The organism is Haloferax sp. Atlit-10N (assembly GCF_003586325.1).
Lineage (GTDB): Archaea > Halobacteriota > Halobacteria > Halobacteriales > Haloferacaceae > Haloferax > Haloferax prahovense.
Genome location: NZ_PSYX01000002.1, coordinates 143,463 through 160,653, shown reverse-complemented (window position 1 = coordinate 160,653; position 17,191 = coordinate 143,463). Strand labels below are relative to the sequence as shown.

General features: G+C 66.7%; 13 protein-coding genes. 4 read left to right on the top strand and 9 right to left on the bottom strand.

The genetic code is table 11. The features are described 5' to 3' along the window. Positions 1 to 11: 11 nt before the first annotated feature. The 3 genes from serS to C5B91_RS07905 form a co-directional block, all read right to left on the bottom strand. Entirely contained in the window at positions 12 to 1,394 is a 1,383-nt protein-coding gene (serS, locus tag C5B91_RS07915; RefSeq protein ID WP_008096464.1) for a serine--tRNA ligase, read from the bottom strand. 153 nt (positions 1,395 to 1,547) lie between these two features. Further along, positions 1,548 to 3,116: a DASS family sodium-coupled anion symporter gene (locus tag C5B91_RS07910; protein WP_008096466.1), complete on the bottom strand. Its 1,569-nt coding sequence runs from the start codon at positions 3,114 to 3,116 to the stop codon at positions 1,548 to 1,550. A 140-nt stretch (positions 3,117 to 3,256) separates the two neighbouring features. Continuing rightward, positions 3,257 to 3,517, bottom strand: a complete 261-nt coding sequence (locus C5B91_RS07905; protein ID WP_049913673.1) for a hypothetical protein — start codon at positions 3,515 to 3,517, stop codon at positions 3,257 to 3,259. Between the two features lie 82 nt (positions 3,518 to 3,599). On the opposite strand from C5B91_RS07905, the gene C5B91_RS07900 reads away from it, so the two are divergent. The 3 genes from C5B91_RS07900 (at position 3,600) to C5B91_RS07890 (ending at position 8,759) form a co-directional block, all read left to right on the top strand. Then, positions 3,600 to 4,508 carry an MBL fold metallo-hydrolase gene (locus C5B91_RS07900; RefSeq protein WP_004976346.1) on the top strand — a complete coding sequence of 303 codons (909 nt, stop codon included), beginning with the start codon at positions 3,600 to 3,602 and terminating at the stop codon, positions 4,506 to 4,508. A 213-nt stretch (positions 4,509 to 4,721) separates the two neighbouring features. After that, the gene (locus C5B91_RS07895) at positions 4,722 to 6,722 is read left to right on the top strand and encodes a long-chain fatty acid--CoA ligase (protein WP_115819739.1); all 2,001 of its coding nucleotides are present in this window, start codon (positions 4,722 to 4,724) and stop codon (positions 6,720 to 6,722) included. Between the two features lie 129 nt (positions 6,723 to 6,851). Next, the gene (locus tag C5B91_RS07890) at positions 6,852 to 8,759 is read left to right on the top strand and encodes a cation:proton antiporter (RefSeq protein ID WP_049967422.1); all 1,908 of its coding nucleotides are present in this window, start codon (positions 6,852 to 6,854) and stop codon (positions 8,757 to 8,759) included. Between the two features lie 50 nt (positions 8,760 to 8,809). Here the strand turns inward: C5B91_RS07890 and C5B91_RS22370 are convergent, their stop codons facing one another. From C5B91_RS22370 to nasA, 6 genes are all read right to left on the bottom strand, one after another. Beyond that, positions 8,810 to 8,980 (bottom strand): hypothetical protein, encoded by a 171-nt coding sequence (locus C5B91_RS22370; protein ID WP_004976349.1) that lies wholly within the window; start codon positions 8,978 to 8,980, stop codon positions 8,810 to 8,812. Positions 8,981 to 9,140: 160 nt separating this feature from the next. Further along, complete coding sequence (locus tag C5B91_RS07885) at positions 9,141 to 10,274, bottom strand: thiolase family protein (RefSeq protein WP_008096471.1); 1,134 nt, start codon at positions 10,272 to 10,274, stop codon at positions 9,141 to 9,143. Positions 10,275 to 10,404: 130 nt separating this feature from the next. Continuing rightward, positions 10,405 to 10,584, bottom strand: a complete 180-nt coding sequence (locus tag C5B91_RS07880; protein WP_008096472.1) for a hypothetical protein — start codon at positions 10,582 to 10,584, stop codon at positions 10,405 to 10,407. A gap of 2 nt (positions 10,585 to 10,586) precedes the next feature. Further along, complete coding sequence (locus C5B91_RS07875) at positions 10,587 to 12,341, bottom strand: nitrite/sulfite reductase (RefSeq protein ID WP_115819740.1); 1,755 nt, start codon at positions 12,339 to 12,341, stop codon at positions 10,587 to 10,589. Positions 12,342 to 12,606: 265 nt separating this feature from the next. Then, on the bottom strand, positions 12,607 to 13,239 hold the full coding sequence (locus C5B91_RS07870) for a molybdenum cofactor guanylyltransferase (RefSeq protein WP_008096476.1): 633 nt from the start codon (positions 13,237 to 13,239) through the stop codon (positions 12,607 to 12,609). A gap of 58 nt (positions 13,240 to 13,297) precedes the next feature. Next, positions 13,298 to 15,412 (bottom strand): assimilatory nitrate reductase NasA, encoded by a 2,115-nt coding sequence (gene nasA / locus C5B91_RS07865; RefSeq protein WP_008096478.1) that lies wholly within the window; start codon positions 15,410 to 15,412, stop codon positions 13,298 to 13,300. Positions 15,413 to 15,760: 348 nt separating this feature from the next. Between nasA and C5B91_RS07860 the strand changes: the two genes are divergently transcribed. Further along, positions 15,761 to 17,182 (top strand): ATP-binding protein, encoded by a 1,422-nt coding sequence (locus C5B91_RS07860; protein WP_115819741.1) that lies wholly within the window; start codon positions 15,761 to 15,763, stop codon positions 17,180 to 17,182. Positions 17,183 to 17,191 lie beyond the last annotated feature (9 nt).

Sequence of the window (17,191 nt, the reverse complement as noted above, 5' to 3'; positions counted from 1 at the left end):
GCGTCAGTCGCTCAGTCTTTCTTCCCGGCACCGACGGCGGCCTCGCCGACGGGCTCGTGGCCCTCGATGACTTCGCGGCCGCCCATGTAGGGCCGGAGCGGTTCGGGCACGTCGACCGTGCCGTCCTCGTTTTGGTAGTATTCGAGCAGCGCGACCATGACGCGGCCGACGGCCGTGCCCGACGCGTTGAGCGTGTGGAGGTACTCCGCCGACTCGTGGCGCTCGGGGCGGTAGCGGAGGCCGGCGCGGCGCGCCTGGAAGTCCTCGAAGTTCGAGGCCGACGAGACCTCGAGCCAGCGGCCGCCCTGTTCTGGGGCGTCGTCCGACTCCGTGCCGGGGGCCCACACTTCGAGGTCGTAGGTCTTCGCCGACGCGAAGGTGAGGTCGCCGGTGCAAAGCGAGAGGACGCGGTACGGCAGGCCGAGGCGGTCGAGCACTTCGGCGGCCTCGTCGACGAGGGCTTCGAGCCGGTCGTACGACTCCTCGGGCTCGACGAAGTTGACGAGTTCGACCTTGTTGAACTGGTGGACGCGGACGATACCGCGGGTCTCGGTGCCGTGTTCGCCCGCCTCGCGGCGGAAGTTCGGCGTGTACGCCTGGTGCTTCAGCGGGAGGTCGTCCTTCAGGAGAATCTCGTCGCGGTACATGTTCGTGACCGGGACCTCCGCGGTGGGACAGAGCCACAGGTCGTCGTCCTCGTAGTTCTCGGTCTCCGAGCCGCCGATGCGGTAGGCGTCCTCGGCGAACTTCGGAAGCTGACCGGTGCCCTCCATCGAGGTGGTCTTGACCGGAATCGGCGGGAAGAGGTCGACGTACTCCTGTTCGCGGTGCACGTCGAGCATGAACTGGACGAGCGCGTGTTCGAGCATCGCGCCCTCGCCTTTCAGGAAGTAGAAGCCCGAGCCGGTGGTCTTGGCCGCGCGACCCTCGTCGATGATGTCGAGTTCCTCGCCGAGGTCGTAGTGGGGCGTCACCTCGTCGGGAAGCTCGCGGAGGTCGTCGAAGCCGACGCGGCGGACCTCCTCGTTGTCGGCCTCGTCGGCCCCGACGGGAACCGACTCGTGGGGGAGGTTCGGCAGTTCCATGAGCGCGTCGTCGAGTTCCGCTTCGAGTTCGTCGGCGCGGGCTTCGAGCTCCTGTAGCTCCGTCTTGAGTTCGCCCGAGCGGTCGATGGCCTCCTGCGCTTCCTCGTCTTTCCCTTCTTGCTTCAGCTGGCCGATTTTCTGGCTGACCTCGTTGCGCTCGTGGCGGAGGTCGTCGCCCTCGGCCTTCAGCGAGCGCCACTCGTCGTACACGTCGAGGACGCGGTCGATGTCCACGCCCTCCATGTTGCGGGCGGCGAGCGCGTCGCGAACTCGCTCCGGTTCGTCGCGGAGCAGTTGCCTGTCAATCATTGGGCTGTGGTTTCCGGGCGGGCGGGAAAATCGTATCGCATCGCCGAGGGACGGGGACGAGAACGCGGCGGGCGAACGCAACAGATCAGCGTCGGAGGAACGCCACGAATCCGCGGGGAGAGCGGCCGCGTCGGTCGGAAGCCGACAGACTGACTACCAGAGGAACGCCGGCCAGACGAACTGGAAGAGGAACCAGATGAGGATGGTCAGCACGCCGGTCATCACGACGTTGAGGACGGTCCCGGCCCGCATCATGTGGGACTGCTTGATGTGGCCGCTCCCGAAGACGATGGCGTTCGGGGGCGTCGCCACAGGGAGCGCGAACGCGAAGGAGGCCGCGATGGCCCCGCTGACCGCAAGGAACACCGCCGCGGAAACCTCGGAGAGGCCGAGCGTCGCCGCGAAGACGCTCCCGATGCCGATGAGCACGGGGACGATGATGGTCGCTGTCGCGGTGTTCGAGGTCATCTCCGTGAGGAAGATGACCAGAAGCACGATAGCGCCGACGACGAGGACGATAGGCGCGCCGGTCAACGAGCCGAAGACGGCCTCGGCAAGCCACCGTGTCGCGCCCGTGGAGGCGAACGCGTCAGCCAGCGAGATACCGCCGCCGAAGAGGAGAATCGTCCCCCAGTCGATGTCGGCCAGTTCGTCCCACTCCATCGTGTCCGCGAGGACGAGTGCCGGGATGGAGACCATCCCGACCATCACGTAGTACAGAAGGCCCTGATGGCCCTCGACGCCGAGGAGCGTCATGCCCTCGCCGGTGCCGAACAGGGTGTTGAACACCGGGTCCGAGAGGACGTTCTCGAACGCGAGGTCGAGGCCGCCGAGCACCCACAGCCCGGCGGTAGCGGCGAAGATGTACGCGACGCGGCGGCCGCGGGTCGAGAGCGCGCCCTCGTCAGCGAGGTACTGGCGCGCCTGTTCGCGGGCACCCTCCACGTCGTCGATCTCGGGCGGGAAGAAGCGGAACGTGAGGAGGTACCAGACGATTGGGAGGGTGATGGCGACGATTGGGAGGCCGACGAGAAGCCACTCCGCGAAGCCGATGTCGTAGCCGAGAAGCGCGTTGAGTTGGGTGGCGACGACCGCGTTCGGCGGCGTGCCGATGAGGGTGCCGACCCCGCCGACGCTCGCGGCGTAGGCGGTGCCGAGGAGCGTCGCTATCTGCATGTTCGAGAAGGAGCCCTCAGCAGCGTCGGCCTCATAGACCTCCTCGCGACCGAGCACCTGCGCGAGGACGCCGAGCGCGATGGGCGTCATCATCGCCGTCGTCGCGGTGTTCGAGACCCACATCGACAGGAACGCCGTAGCGAGCATGATGGCGAGGATGAGCCGCCGCGGCGACGACCCCATGACGGCCATGAGCCACAGCGCGATGCGGCGGTCGATGTTGTACTTCTGGAGCGCGTTCGCCAGCATGAAGCCGGCGATGAAGAGGAAGATGAGGTGGTCGGCGAAGCCGGCGAGCGCCGGGTCGATGTCGCCGTAGACGCCGTAGGCCGTGAGCAACACCGGTATCGACAGTGCCGTCACCGCGAGGGGAAGCGCGCCGGACACCCAGAGGATGCCGGCGAACACCATGGTCGCTAATGCGTACTGACCCCGCGTCGAAAGCCCCTCAAGCGACGGCCCGAAGGCCAGCACGAGGGACGCGACGAGGGCGAGCGTGAAGACGGCGAATCGTCCGCGAGCAGTCTTTGTAACACCGCGTATCATTGATACAAGCTATCTCTAACGATAGTCTTACTTAATTATTTTCAATACGGTAGTGAATGGCGGTATATCGGCGTCGACAGCCGTCGTTCCGTCGAAATCGGTAGACAGAAGCGAGCCTCAGCGTCGCGTCCCGACGCGATTTAAAAGTGTTCGACGAGCGTTCGGACCTGTTCGTCGTCGAGTTCCGCGGTGTACAGCGTGAGCAGGGCGCGGCGGCGCGACCGTGAGAGACCACGGCTCCCAGATTCGAGCATGGAGATGTGCGCCTGCATGAGGTCGTCGACGGCGCGCTCGACGGCCCGCTGGTTGTAGTCGGCGGCCACTCTGAGCAGTCGCCACGCCATCGGCGAGATGTCAGTGATGTCGACGTCCGGGAGCGGTTCGCCACCCTGTTCGGACATGGAGACGGCTTTGCGGTCGCCCGTAATCAACGTAGGGGTCGGGCGACCGAACGCTTTTCTTCCCCGGAGACGGCCGTCAACTATGGCTATTGGCGACGTCGAACCCGTCCCGGACAGCACGGACCTCTACTACGTCGACAGCGGCATGTACGAGGTGGAGAAGTACGGCTCGGTCTACCTCGTCGACGCCGAGAAACCGGCGCTCGTCGACACCGGCATCGCCGCCGACAGAGAACACGTCTTCGGGATGCTCGACGAGGTCGGCGTCGACGACCTCGCGTACATCCTGCCGACGCACGTCCACCTCGACCACGCGGGCGGCGCGGGCTACCTCGCCGAGCGCTATCCCGACGCGACCGTCATGACCCACGAAATCGGCGCGCCGCACCTCGTGGACCCGTCGCGGCTCATCGAGGGCACGAAAGCGGCCGTCGAAGACCAGTGGCAGTTCTACGACGAACCGCACCCAATCGACGAGGACCGCGTCGAGGGGCTCACCGACGGCGACGAGATCGACCTCGGCGACCGGACGCTCACGGTCCATCACGCGCCCGGCCACGCGCCGCATCAGGTGATGTTCCACGACGACGGCGACGATGTGCTGTTCGTCGGCGACGCACTGGGCATCTGGGAGCCGAAGTCGCGGACGCTCCGACAGACCTCGCCGCCCTCGCAGTTCCACCTCCAGAAGGCGCTCGACGACGTGCGCACTATCGAGGACATCGACCCGGAGACGGTCTGTTTCGGCCACTTCGGCCCGAAGCCCTACGACAGCGACCTCGCCGGCGAGTACAAGCGCGTCCTCGTGGAGTGGGTCGAGGCCATCCGACAGAAGCGCGCGGAACTCGGCGACGACGAGGCCGTCATCGACCACTTCGTCGAGCACACCCAGATGGCCGAGGTGTGGGGCGAGCGGAAAGCCCACGACGAAGAGCGCCTGAACACCCGCGGCGTGCTCGGTTACCTCGACTACATCGGCGACGACGAGTGACACGAGCGGGTCGGGTGGTCCGGGCGATTCAGGCGATTCAGGTGGCTCGGACGGATTGGACGGACCTACCGGCGCGAGCGGCGCGCTGATACCGACATCAGACATCTAAAAGCGGCGCGAACGGGTTCGTAATCGGTGTTTCCCCGCGGTATCGCGGGGTTTCAACAGACCGAACGTACATAGTTTTAAATGTTGAATCATTACTAACAGAGCATGGACTGGCGGGACGCGGAGGCGGCGTTCGACGACCCTGTCATCGAGCGGACGACCCTCCCACGGATGTTCGAATCGAGCGCGTCGCGGAACGCCACGCGAGTCGCACAGCGGTACAAAGGCGGCGTCTACCGCCGGTCGCTGGTCGCCGAGGGCGTCGTTCCGGCGGCCCCCGACGGCGACTACGCCGACCTGACCTACGAGGAGATGCGGGGCATCGTCCGTCGCCTCGCGGCCGGGTTCCGCGACCTCGGCATCGAGACCAGCGACCGGGTCGGTATCCTCTCGCACACGCGAATGGAGTGGGCCCAGACCGACTTCGCCGTCCTCGGCGCGGGCGGCGTCGTCACCACGGTGTACACCTCGTCGTCCGAGCGACAGGTGCAGTACTTGCTTTCCGACCCCGGCGCGAACGCCGCCGTGGTCGAGAACGAAGAGCTGTTAGAGCGCGTGCTCGCCGTCGAGGACGAACTCGACCTGCGCTTCATCGTCGTCGTGGACGAGTACGAGGGCCACGACGACCGCGACGACGTGCTGACGCTCGGCGAACTCTACCGCCGCGGCGAGGAAGTGTACGACGAGGCGGCCTACGAGTCGTGGCTGGACGAGCGCGAGCCCGAGGACCTCGCCAGCCTCATCTACACCTCGGGGACGACGGGCCAGCCGAAGGGCGTCCAACTCACCCACTGGAACTTCCGGTCGAACGTCAACGAGAGCTATCGACGCTTCGGCCCGCGCCCGGACAAAGGCGACACGCCGGTCATCGGCCCCGACTCGGTGGCGCTGTCGTTCCTGCCGCTCGCGCACGTCTTCGAGCGCATGGCCGGCCACTTCATGATGTTCGCGGCGGGCGCGGCCGTCGCCTACGCCGAAAGCCCCGACACGCTCCGCGAGGACTTCCAGCTCGTCCGGCCGACGACCGGGACGAGCGTCCCCCGCGTGTACGAGAAGCTCTACGACGCGATTCGGGCGCAGGCCAGCGAGTCGCCCGCGAAAAAGCGCATCTTCGAGTGGGCCGTCGGCGTCGGGCAGGCGTACCACACGACCGACGCGCCGGGCTACCTGCTCACCGCGAAACACCGCCTCGCCGACCGGCTCGTGTTCGGACAGGTGCGCGAGGCGCTCGGCGACAACCTCGACTTCTTCATCAGCGGCGGCGGGAGCCTCTCGGCGGAGCTGTGCGCGCTCTACCACGCGATGGGCCTGCCGATTTACGAGGGCTACGGCCTCACCGAAACGTCGCCGGTCATCTCGGTCAACCCCCCCGAGGAGCCGAAAATCGGAACCATCGGCTACCCGCTTCGGAACGTCGAGACGAAACTCGACACGACCGTCGTCGGCGACCAACTCGGCGACGCCGGCGGCGAGGTCGGCGAACTGCTCGTCCGCGGGCCGAACGTCACCGCGGGCTACTGGAACAACCCCGAAGAGACCGAGGCGGCGTTCGTCGAGGACGACGAGGGCGAGCGCTGGTTCCGCACCGGCGACGTGGTCGAACTCCGACCCGACGGCTACATCGCCTTCCGCGAGCGCGCCAAGCAGATTCTCGTCCTCTCGACGGGGAAGAACGTCGCGCCCGGCCCCATCGAGGACGCGTTCGCCTCCTCGCCGGTGGTCGAACAGTGCATGGTCCTCGGCGACGGCCGCAAGTTCGTCTCGGCGCTCATCGTCCCGAGCTTCGACGGTCTGCGGAAGTGGGCCGACGAGGAGGGCATCGACCTCCCCGACGAGCCGAAAGCCATCTGCCGCGACGACCGGGTGTACGAGCGTATCGAGGCTGAGGTGGAGGCGGCCAACGAGAACTTCGAGTCCTACGAGCGAATCAAGCAGTTCCGCGTCGTGCCCGAGGAGTTCACCGAGGGCAACGACCTGATGACGCCGACGATGAAAAAGAAGCGCCGGAACATCCTCGATCGCTACGCCGACGAGGTGTCCCTCATCTACGACGAGGACCGCCGGAGCGAAGAGCGGCGGGGTGGCGGGCGGGCCGCGACCCAGTGAAATCGGACAGCTGAACCGTCCCCAGTCGCCTTTTCGCCGAACGTATCCCCAACTCCGCGGAGATACCGCCCGAGATGTGTGGACTTATCTTCCGTCGTCACATGGACCGAATCAATGGAGGCGATATAAGTGGCCGCAGCAGGAGGGGCCAACCTCATCCCGCTCGTCGCCGCGATAATCGGCATCGGCGTGGTCTCGCAGGTGCTTTCGGACCGGTTTCAGGTCCCCAGCGTCGTGTTCCTCATCGCGTCGGGTATCCTGCTCGGTCCGGAGGTCCTCGGCGTCATCTCTCCCGACTCGTTCGGGAACGCACTACAGGCCATCGTCGGTCTCTCGGTCGCTATCATCGTGTTCGAAGGCGCGTTCCACCTTCGAATCGACAAGCTACGGGAAGCGCCCGCCGCGACGTTCCGACTCGTCACCGTCGGGGCGATAATCTCGTTCGTCGCGACGGGCGTCGTCGTCCGCTACGCGCTCGGCGCGCCGTGGGCGGTGTCGTTCCTCGTCGGCGCGCTCCTCGTCGCGACCGGGCCGACGGTCATCGCGCCGATTCTCGAAGTCGTCCCGGTCCGCGACCGGGTCGGCGCGGCGCTCGACACGGAAGGCATCGTCAACGACGTGACGGCGGCCATCGTCGCCGTCGTCATCTTCGAGGCAATCCTCGAAGGCGTCAGTAGTCCCGACGCTCTCGTGACGCTGTTCGCCGAGCGACTCGGCGTCGGCGTCGTCGTGGGCGCAATCGTCGCCGGGTCGCTGTACTACGCGCTTCGGTACGTCGACCTCTCGCCGGGTAACGCGCCGCAGAACGCGCGTCTGCTCGTCCTCGCCGGCGCGCTCGTGTCCTACGCGGCCGCCGACTACGTCGCCACGGAGGCCGGCATCGCGGCGGTGGCGACCGCCGGCATCCTCCTCGGCAACGCGGACGTGCCGTACGAAGAGGAGATTTCGGCGTTCAAAGGCGACATCACGCTGCTCGTGCTGTCGTTCGTCTTCATCGCCCTCGCGGCGCTGTTGGACTTCCAGAACCTCCTGAACCTCGGCGTCGGCGGCCTCGCCGTCGTCGCCGCCGTCGCGCTCGTGATTCGACCGCTGTTGGTCTTCATCTCGGCGCGCGGCGACCGGTTCACGAGAGAAGAGAAGCTCTTCATGAGCTTCGTCGGCCCGCGCGGCATCATCCCCGCGTCCGTGGCCTCGCTGTTCGCCATCGCCCTCCAGGAGGAGGCGACGCGGCTCGCGGCCGAAGGAATGGCCCAGCAGGCCGCCGCGCTGAACCAGAGCGCCTCGGTTCTCGTCGGCACGGTCTTTCTCGTCATCTTGACGACCGTCGTCTTCGAGGCCGGCCTCGCTCGTCAGATCGCAGAATACCTCGACGTCATCCCAATGCGTGTACTCATCATCGGAGGCGGGAAAGTGGGCCGTGCGCTCGCCGAACGCCTCGCAGACCGCGGAGAGAACGTGGTCCTCATCGAAGAGGACCAAGAAGTAGTCCAGACGGCCCGGAACATGGGCTTTACCGTCCATCACGGCGACGGAGCCGACACGAGCGTCTTACGCTCCGCGGGGGCCGCGAACGCAAAGTTCGTGGTCGCCGCCACCGGCGACGACGACGTGAACCTGCTCGTCGCGCAGTTGGCGAACTCGAAGTTCGAACCCGAGAGCGTCCTCGCGCGGGCGAACAACCCCGACAACGTCGAGGCGTTCGAAGAACTCGGCGTCCGGACCATCTCGTCGACCATCGCCACGGCGCAGGCGCTCGACAACTACATCGAGCGCCCGTCGATGTCGAACTGGATGGGCGAAATCGGCCGCTCCGGCGACGTTCAGGAGGTCGAAGTCACCGCCGAGAAGCTCATCGGCCGGACCATCCGCGAGGTCGGACCCGAACTGCCCGACGGCTGTCTCGTCACGCTCGTCTCGCGGAACGGCGACACGACGGTCCCCAACGCGGAGTTCACGCTCCAGGAGGGCGACCGCATCACCATCATCGGCGAGCGCGAGGCCGTCCGGGACGCAGAAGAGTTAGTCAACCCCGAGTAGCGGCTCTCGACGCCCGCGACCCGTTCGGTTTTCACGCCGTCTCCGACCGGTCAGCGCCGCGCCCAGCGGACGAACACCGCCCAGTAGCCGACGGTGAGCGCGACGAGGACGTACCAGACGGGCGCGCCGAGGTCGGGCCTCGGAACGAACCCCGCGGAGGCGGCCCCCGCGGCCGCCAGCGCCGCGAATGCCCCCGACAGTACGGTCGTCGTGAGATTCATCACCGCGTTATTCTCGACTTCCGGAGTATGAACGTGACGAAAGGCGCATGTACGTTCGTGAGCGTTAGCGGGGCCGAGACCTGCGAGAGACGAACGACGCGTCGTGCGTCGGTTTCCCTCGATTCACCCGTCAAAAACAGTCCAAAAAACGCGGTGCCGACTACCGACTGAACTCGATTGCCGCACCTTGGCCGAAGCCGACACAGAGCGACGCGAGGCCGCGGTCCACGTCGCGCTTCTGCATCTCGTGAATGAGCGTCACCGGCAGGCGCGCGCCGGAGGCTCCGAGTGGGTGACCGAGGGCGATTGCGCCGCCGTTGACGTTGAGTTTGTCCGCGTCGATGCCGAGTTCGCGGCGGGAGTACTCACACTGGCTGGCGAACGCCTCGTTGATCTCGACGAGGCCGTAGTCGTCGATGTCGGTGCCGGCGCGGTCGAGGAGGCCGCGGGTGGCCGGGACCGGGCCGATGCCCATGACCGTCGGGTCGACGCCCGCGACGTTGTTCGTGCCGACCGAGGCGAGCACGTCGAGGCCGTGTTCGTCGGCGAACTCGCGGCTGGTGACGAGGACCGCGGCCGCGCCGTCGGTTATCTGCGAGGAGTTGCCGGCGGTGACGGAGCCGTCGCCCGAGAAGGCGGGGTCGAGGCCGCCGAGAATCTCCATCGAGGTGTCGCGGCGAATGCCCTCGTCCTCGGTGACGACGCCGTCGGCCGTCTCGACCGGGACGATTTCGTCGTCGAAGCGGCCCGAGTCGGTGGCCTCGGCGGCGCGCTGGTGGCTCCGGAACGCGAACTCGTCTTGGGCCTCGCGGGAGACCTCGTGCTCGTTTGCGACCTTCTCGGCGGTCATCCCCATCTGCAACTGGAAGATGTTGTACTGCTCGCTCAGCTCGGGGTGGAGGTGCTGGTAGGAGTCACCGTCCATCGGCACGCGGGACATGCTCTCGACCCCGCCGGCGACGATACACTCGCGGTTGCCGGCGGCGATAGCGTCGGACGCGGAGATGATGGCCTGCATGGAGGAGGCGCACCAGCGGTTGATGCTCGTCGCGGGCGTCCCCTCGCCGAGCTCCGACAGGAGCGCGATGACGCGGGCGACGTTGTTGTCCTGTTCGGTGCGCTGTTGGGCGACGCCCCACATCAGGTCCTCCACGTCGTCGGGGTCGACGTCGTGTTCGTCGAGGATGTGGTCGATGAGCGTGACCGAGAGGTCCTCGCTTCGAACGTCTTCGAACACGCCGCCCGCCTTGCCGAACGGCGTGCGGTACGCGGCCGCGATGACTGGCTCTGGCATGGCACACCATCGGGGTTCGAACACCATAAATAGTTTAGAACTCACTATTTGTCGTAACGAGTTGTTTATCGGGTCGAAAAACGCCGAGAAAACGGTGAAAGTGGAGACGACGGCACCGAGTCTCGGAGCGTCAGGAACGAGTGGCGGAGTCGCTGTCCGGCCGACCGGGGATTCCGCCGGTACCCGCGTCGGCGACTGTTGGCTCCGCCGGGAAGAGCTCCGGCGCGACGTCCGCCGAGGCGTGCTCGAAGCCCGCGTCGTCGGCGCTGGGGGCGTCCGCCGGGTCGTCGGATGCGATGCGTTCGGTCATACTCAGTCGCTCGTGACCGGCTGTTCGGCCTTCGCTTCCTCTTCGGCGAACGGGTACCACGACTGCTTGGCGTCGTGCATGTACGGCGCTTCGAAGTCCGTCTCCTCGGGGACGCAGTACTCGGTGACTGCCTCGGTCCCCTCGGCTTCGACCCACTCGCGGAACGTCTGTCCGGGCTCGCGGCGCTCCGCGAACGCCTCCACGAGCGACGCGATGGCCCCCGGCACCTCGTCGGCCGGGATGCGCTGTCGAACCCACTCGACGAACGACGGCTCCTCGCCGATGCCGCCGCCGACGCCGATGTCCATGGCCTCGACCATCTCGCCGTCCTTCTGGGCGCGCATGCCGAACAGGCCGATATCGGCCGTGTTCGCCTGCCCGCAGTCGGCGGTACAGCCGGAGTAGTGAACCTTCAGTTGGCTCACGTCGTCGGGCACGTCCACGTTGTCGCGGAGCCACCGGAGCATCCGGGCGGTCCGGGCTTTCGTCTCCGTGAGCGCGAGCGAGCAGAACTCCGTGCCGGTGCAGGCGACCGTGCCGCGCTGGAACGGGTTCGGGACGGGCGTGTGCTTGCCGAGGAGTGGCTCGGCGAGCAGGCCGTCGAGCTTCTCCTCCGGCACGTCCATCAGAAGCGGGTTCTGCCGGCGGGTGAGCCGGACCTCGCCGGAGCCGTACTCGTCGGCGATGTCGGCCAGTTCGATGGCGTCGGACGCGGTGAGCCGGCCGACTGCGACGCTGAGGCCGACGTAGTAGTCGCCGTTGGCCTGCTCGTGGACGCCGACGTGGTCGTGTTTCCCCGCGGACTCCGAGCGGCCCGCGTTGTAGGTGTACTCGCCGCGGATGTTCTCGCCCGCAGACCGGAGTTCGAAGTCGACGTACTCCTCCTGAAGCAGGTCGCGAATCTTCTCCGTGCCCCACTCGTCCACGAAGAAGCGACTGCGGGCGCGGGCTCGAACGTCGCGGTTACCGTGTTCGTGGTAGAGTTCGACGAAGCCGCGGACGACCTCGTAGGCGTGTTCTTCGTCGGCGACGAAGATGTCGAGGTCGCGGGCGACGCGCGGCTTTCGGGAGCCGAGGCCGCCGCCGACGCGGACGTTGAAGCCGGTGACGGTTTCGCCGTCGAGTTCCTTCTTCGCGGGTTCGAGCCCCACGTCGTTTATCGAGTCCTGCGCGCAGCCCTCCCGGCAGCCGGTGACGCTGATGTTGAACTTCCGCGGCATGTTCGATAGGGCGTCGTTCCCGCGGAGGTCCTCTTGGAAGCGGTCGAGAAGCGGCTGGGACTCGACGAGTTCGTGTTTGTCGCGGCCGGCGACCGGACAGCCGGTGATGTTCCGCATCGTGTCGCCGCCGGCGGACCGCGAGGAGACGCCCGCCGCTTCGAGCTTCTCCCAGACCTCGGGGATGTCCTCGAGTTCGAGCCAGTGGAGCTGAATCGACTGGCGCGTCGTCAGGTCCAACCAGGCGTCGCCGAACTCGGGGTTCTCGACCGGCCCGGATGCGTAGTCGCGCGCGACCTCCCCGATGGCCCGGAGCTGCCCCGGTTCGAGGACGCCGTTGGCGTTCGTCAGCCGCATCATGAAGTACGAGTCCTGACCCGTCCGCTGCTGGAAGACGCCCCAGAACTTGAAGCGCGTGAACCACTTGTCGCGCTCGTCTTCGGGGATGGCGTCGACGCCTTGCTCGGCGAACTCCTCGATCTTCTCGCGGACCGCGTCGCCGTAGAGCTCCGACTTCCACGCTTCCTTTTTACTCGCCATTTCCGACCACCAGTGGGCAATTATCCACTATTCCTGTGCGTTTGTTTGCGAACTTGGTCATGTTTCGTGATAACACGACTCGACAGAGGTTGATAAGAGTATTCGTTGAGAATATTTAGAAATAGACCCTCATAGACAGATTCGTCCAGTCTATAACCGAATATTCCGAATATAAGGTCATAATCTGCGCAGATAATCGGTTGATTATTGGATAATCTAAACAGACCATAATGGACGATAATGTGGTATGTGACTCGAACGCGGTTCACCGACGAGCGGTGAGCGCGCGCAAGTCGTCGAAGGAGTTCACGTTGTGAAACGCGTGCGTTCCGGCGTGAGCCTCCACTTCGCGGTCGTCGAGGACGGTGACGTCGAGCGCGGACATCACGGCCTGTAGGCGGTCGTCACCGGCTCGGATGGTGTCGGTGCAGGCGACCACGCCGGCGCGGCAGTGGATGACCGCGGGGAGCGGTTGGGTCGTCTCCGAGACCCGCGGGACGACGCCCGCGCCGCCCTGGAGGCGGCCGAAGAGATGCGAGATGAACCCGCTCGGGACGAGCGGCATGTCGCACGGGAGGACCGCCGCGTACTCGGCGCTCGTCGCACGCAGCGCGGTTCGCAGGCCGAAGACCGGCCCCCGGTCGGGATGGGCGTCCTCCGCGAACCGGACGTCGAAGTCCAAGAGCGCGCCGGCGAGCGCGTCCCGCTGTTCGGCGCGGCAGTTGACGACGAGCTCGTCGACAACGGGGTCGAGCGAGGCGGCGACCCGATGAATCATGGGCTGGCCGCCGACGGTGGCTGTCGCCTTGTCGATGCCGCCGAATCGAGTCGACCGACCGCCGGCGAGAATGATGCCCGCACGGCCGGTGTCGAGGTGTGGGTGCGACTCGTCGGCCATTCTCAGGCGGCGGCGCGTTCGAGTTCGCGGGGCCGTCCGCCGGCGGCGACGAGCGCCATCAGTCGCTCACCTCGGCCGCGAGGAGGTCGGTGGACGCGGTCGTCTCGGGGTGTTCGAGGCGGACGGCGCACTGCTTGAAGTTCGGTTCGTTCGACTGCGGGTCGACCGCAGGGCTGGTGAGTCGGTTAGTCATCGGGTGGTGGATAGAGAGCCAGACGAGTCCCGGCGGGACGGCGTCGTCGGGGTCGAGCGTCGCCGGGACCGACGCCCGACGGGAGACGACGGTGGTTCGGCGGTCGCCCTCGGGGTCGGCGACCGCGTCGCGGTGCGCGTCGATTGTGTCGGGGTGCGCGCGGGCGACCGGCTCGTCCGGCGTGTCGCTGCGCGTGCGGACCCCGGTGTTGTACCCGTCGGCCTCGCGGCCGGTCGTAAGCGTCAGCGGGTACGACTCGTCGGCGGGTTCGGGGAGCGACGACCCCGAGAGCGCGCTGAACTGCGCTTTGCCTGACGGCGTCGGGAACGACCACGTCGGGTCGTCCGCCTCCCCGTCGGCGTCGTCGTAGTAGCGGTAGCCGCCCTCGCTCGTCGGGTCCGGCGCGGGCCAGCGAACGGCGCGCTCGCCGTCGAGTCGCGTGTACGAGAGCCCCGAGCAGTCGGCGTCGGTACCCGCGGTGAGGGCGGCGAACTCGTCGAACACGTCGCTCGGCGAGACCGACGGTCTCGGGAGCAGTCCGGGCGAGACGCGGGCGGCCACGTCGGCGATGATGTCGAGGTCCTGCCTGACGCCCGGCGGCGTCTCGGTGGCCGGGCGGACCCGCGAGACCGTCCGCTCCATGTTCATCGTGGTCCCCTCGGACTCGCCCCACGTCGCCGCGGGGAGCACCACGTCGGCGAGTTCGACGGTCTCGGACCGGAAGGCGTCCTGCACGACGAGGAAGGAGTCTTCGAGGACCTCGCGGGCGGCCGTCGCGTCCGGGAACCCGGCGAGCGGGTTGGTGGCGACGGTCCAGACGACCGACGGCGACGACTCGAACATGCCGACCGGACCGGGTCCGTTGTCGTCCGGGAGGCGGGAGACGGGCACGCCCCACGCCTCGGCGACGGTCCGGCGGTGGTCCGGGTGTTCGAACGGTCGGTGGCCGGGCCACGTCCCCTTCGAGGAGACGACGCGAGTGCCCATCGAGTTCGCCTGTCCGGTGAGAGAAAAGGGGCCGGAGCCGGGGCCGAGGTTCCCGGAGGCGAGACAGAGGTTCACGAGCGCGCCGGCGGTCGCGGTGCCGCGGACGCTCTGGTTGACGCCCATGCCCCAGTAGACGAGCGTGGGGGCGTCGAGGAGCGACGCCAGTTTCTCGACTTCGTCGAGCGAGACGCCGGCCTCGGACGCCGCCTCTTCGACCGGGGAGAGTTCGTCGACGACGCGGTCGAATCCCTCCGTGTACCCCTCGACGAACGCGTCGTCCACGCGGTCGGTCTCGACGAGGTGGCCGAGGACCGCCTGCGCCAGCGCGAGGTCGCCGCCGGGGTCGATGGCGACGTGGTCGTCGGCGACCGCCGCGGTCTTCGTCTCGACGGGGTCGACCACGACGAGGTCGCCGTCGTCGGCCGACTGCCGAATCCACCGGAACATCACCGGGTGGGCGACCGCCGGGTTCGCCCCCCAGACGAGGTGCGTCTCGGCCTCGGGGATGTCGTCGTAGGTCGGCGGCGGCGCGTCGCTCCCGAAGGCGCGGTAGTAGGCCTTGACCGCGCTCGCCATGCAGAGCGTCGTGTTCGCGTCGTAGTTTCGGGTGCCGATACCGCCGCGGGCGAGCTTCCCGAGGGCGTAGGCGGCCTCGTTCGTCTGTTGGCCGCTGCCGAGGACGGCGACCTCGTCGGGGTCGTCGGCCATCGCGTCGGTGATGGCGTCGCCGACGCGCGCGAGCGCGTCAGACCACGAGGTCTGCCGGAGCTCCCCGTTCTCCCTGACGAGCGGTCGCGTGAGCCACGACCCGTCGGGGTCGGCCGATTCGCGGATGCCGCGACCGCAGGCCAGCCCGTTGTTCACTGGGTGTGAAGGGTCCCCCCGAACCGCGTCCAGCCCGTACGAGGTGTCGGAGCCGAGGTGGACGTGTCCACAGCCCACGGCACAGCGCATGCAGGTCGTCGGGACTTGTTTCGCCACGCGGTTCACCACCGGCTATTCGTCGAGAATGTACCGCATTTGGGCGGGCATCTCGGTCCATTCGTGAATATCATTTCACTATCTTGGCTCACAGTGGCGGAAGATAACCATAAAACCCTAATCGTTTAAGAAAGGTTATTTTACCCGGTTATTCTGAAGAAAGAGACAATATACAAGCATATAAAAGGAATATAATCGCGTAATCAATCCATTTTCGGATATGTTTTTGAATTATTTTTCTGAAATTAACGTTGTACGGTGGAGTCGCGCCGAGTTCCTTGTCATCGGGGAAGTTCGGTCGCGCGCACCAGCGGCGGCGCTCCGACGCTCTTATGCGTCTCCCCGGGCAATTTCTGGAGGATGAGTGAACGGGCGCTCGAGGTTGTCGAGTTTCTGCTGACGGCCCACCTCTACACCGACGACCGAACGCTTGACGAAAACGACCTTCCCCCGCGGTATCGACGCGTCTTTTGGGCGGACGCCGAGGACGACGGCGACGAGGACGACTCGTCGATGGGCGGCATCGAGCGACCGCTCGTCGTGACCGAGTCCATCGCGCGGAAGGCGACCGGCGTGGAACACCCCTGGGACGCGATTTCCGACCTCATGTTTACCCAGCGCGAGGACTTCTCCGGCCGCCTCTCTCTGACGCAGCCCGAGATGGCGCTGGAGTGGTTCGTCAAACGAGCCGACTACGACCGGCTCGTGACGAATCCGACGGTCGCGAAGTCGGTCGAGGACCGGGACGACGTGGACGTGACCCACGCGGACGCCAGAGAACAGACCCGGCCGATTCACGCCGACCGCGTGTGGATAGACAGCCTGCTGGACGAGTACTTCGACGACGAGGACGACGCCGAGATGCTCGACCTCGTGCAGGTCCGCGCGCCCGAGGAAATCGAGATGACCCTCGAGGACCTCGTGCTCACGACGGACCAGGAAGGCGAGATTCACAAGCTGATGAAGGCCATCGAGCACCGCGAGTACCTCGCGGAAATCGGCCTCCGCGAAATCGGGAAAATCCTCTTCGTCGGCCCGCCGGGGACCGGCAAGACCACCGTCTCGCGGGCGCTCGCCCACGAGCTCGGCCTCCCGTTCGTCGAGGTGAAGCTCTCGATGATTACGAGCCAGTACCTCGGCGAGACGGCCAAGAACGTCGAAAAGACCTTCGAGGTCGCAAAGCGGCTGTCGCCGTGTATCCTCTTTATCGACGAGTTCGACTCGGTGGCGAAGACCCGCCGGTCGGACGAGCACGCGGCGCTCAAGCGCGCGGTCAACACGCTGCTCAAGAGCATCGACGACATCTCGCTGATTCGCGACGAGGTCATCCTCATCGGCGCGACCAACCACCCCGACCAGCTCGACTCGGCGGCGTGGCGGCGCTTCGACGAAATCGTCAACTTCCCCAAGCCGGACCGCGGGATGCGCGCCGACATCCTCCGGGTCATCACGAACCGGATGGACATCGACGAGTTCGACCCCTCGGCCATCGCCGACGTGACGGAGGGCCTCACCGGCTCCGACCTCCGACTCGTCCTCCGCGAGGCCGTCCTCGAAGCCCTCACCGAAGAGCGGATGGAACTCACACAGGACGACCTGCTCGAGGCCGTCGCCGACTTCGAAGAGCGCGACAACCTGAAGAACCTCGACATGATGTCCGACTCGTCGGAACTCGTCGCGGGGTCGGGGTCCGACGACGGTCACGACCACAGCCACGACCACGACGGCCACGCGGACGAACACGAAGGCGAGACGCAGAAAGACGCCGGCGCGGCGCAGTAACGCCGTCTT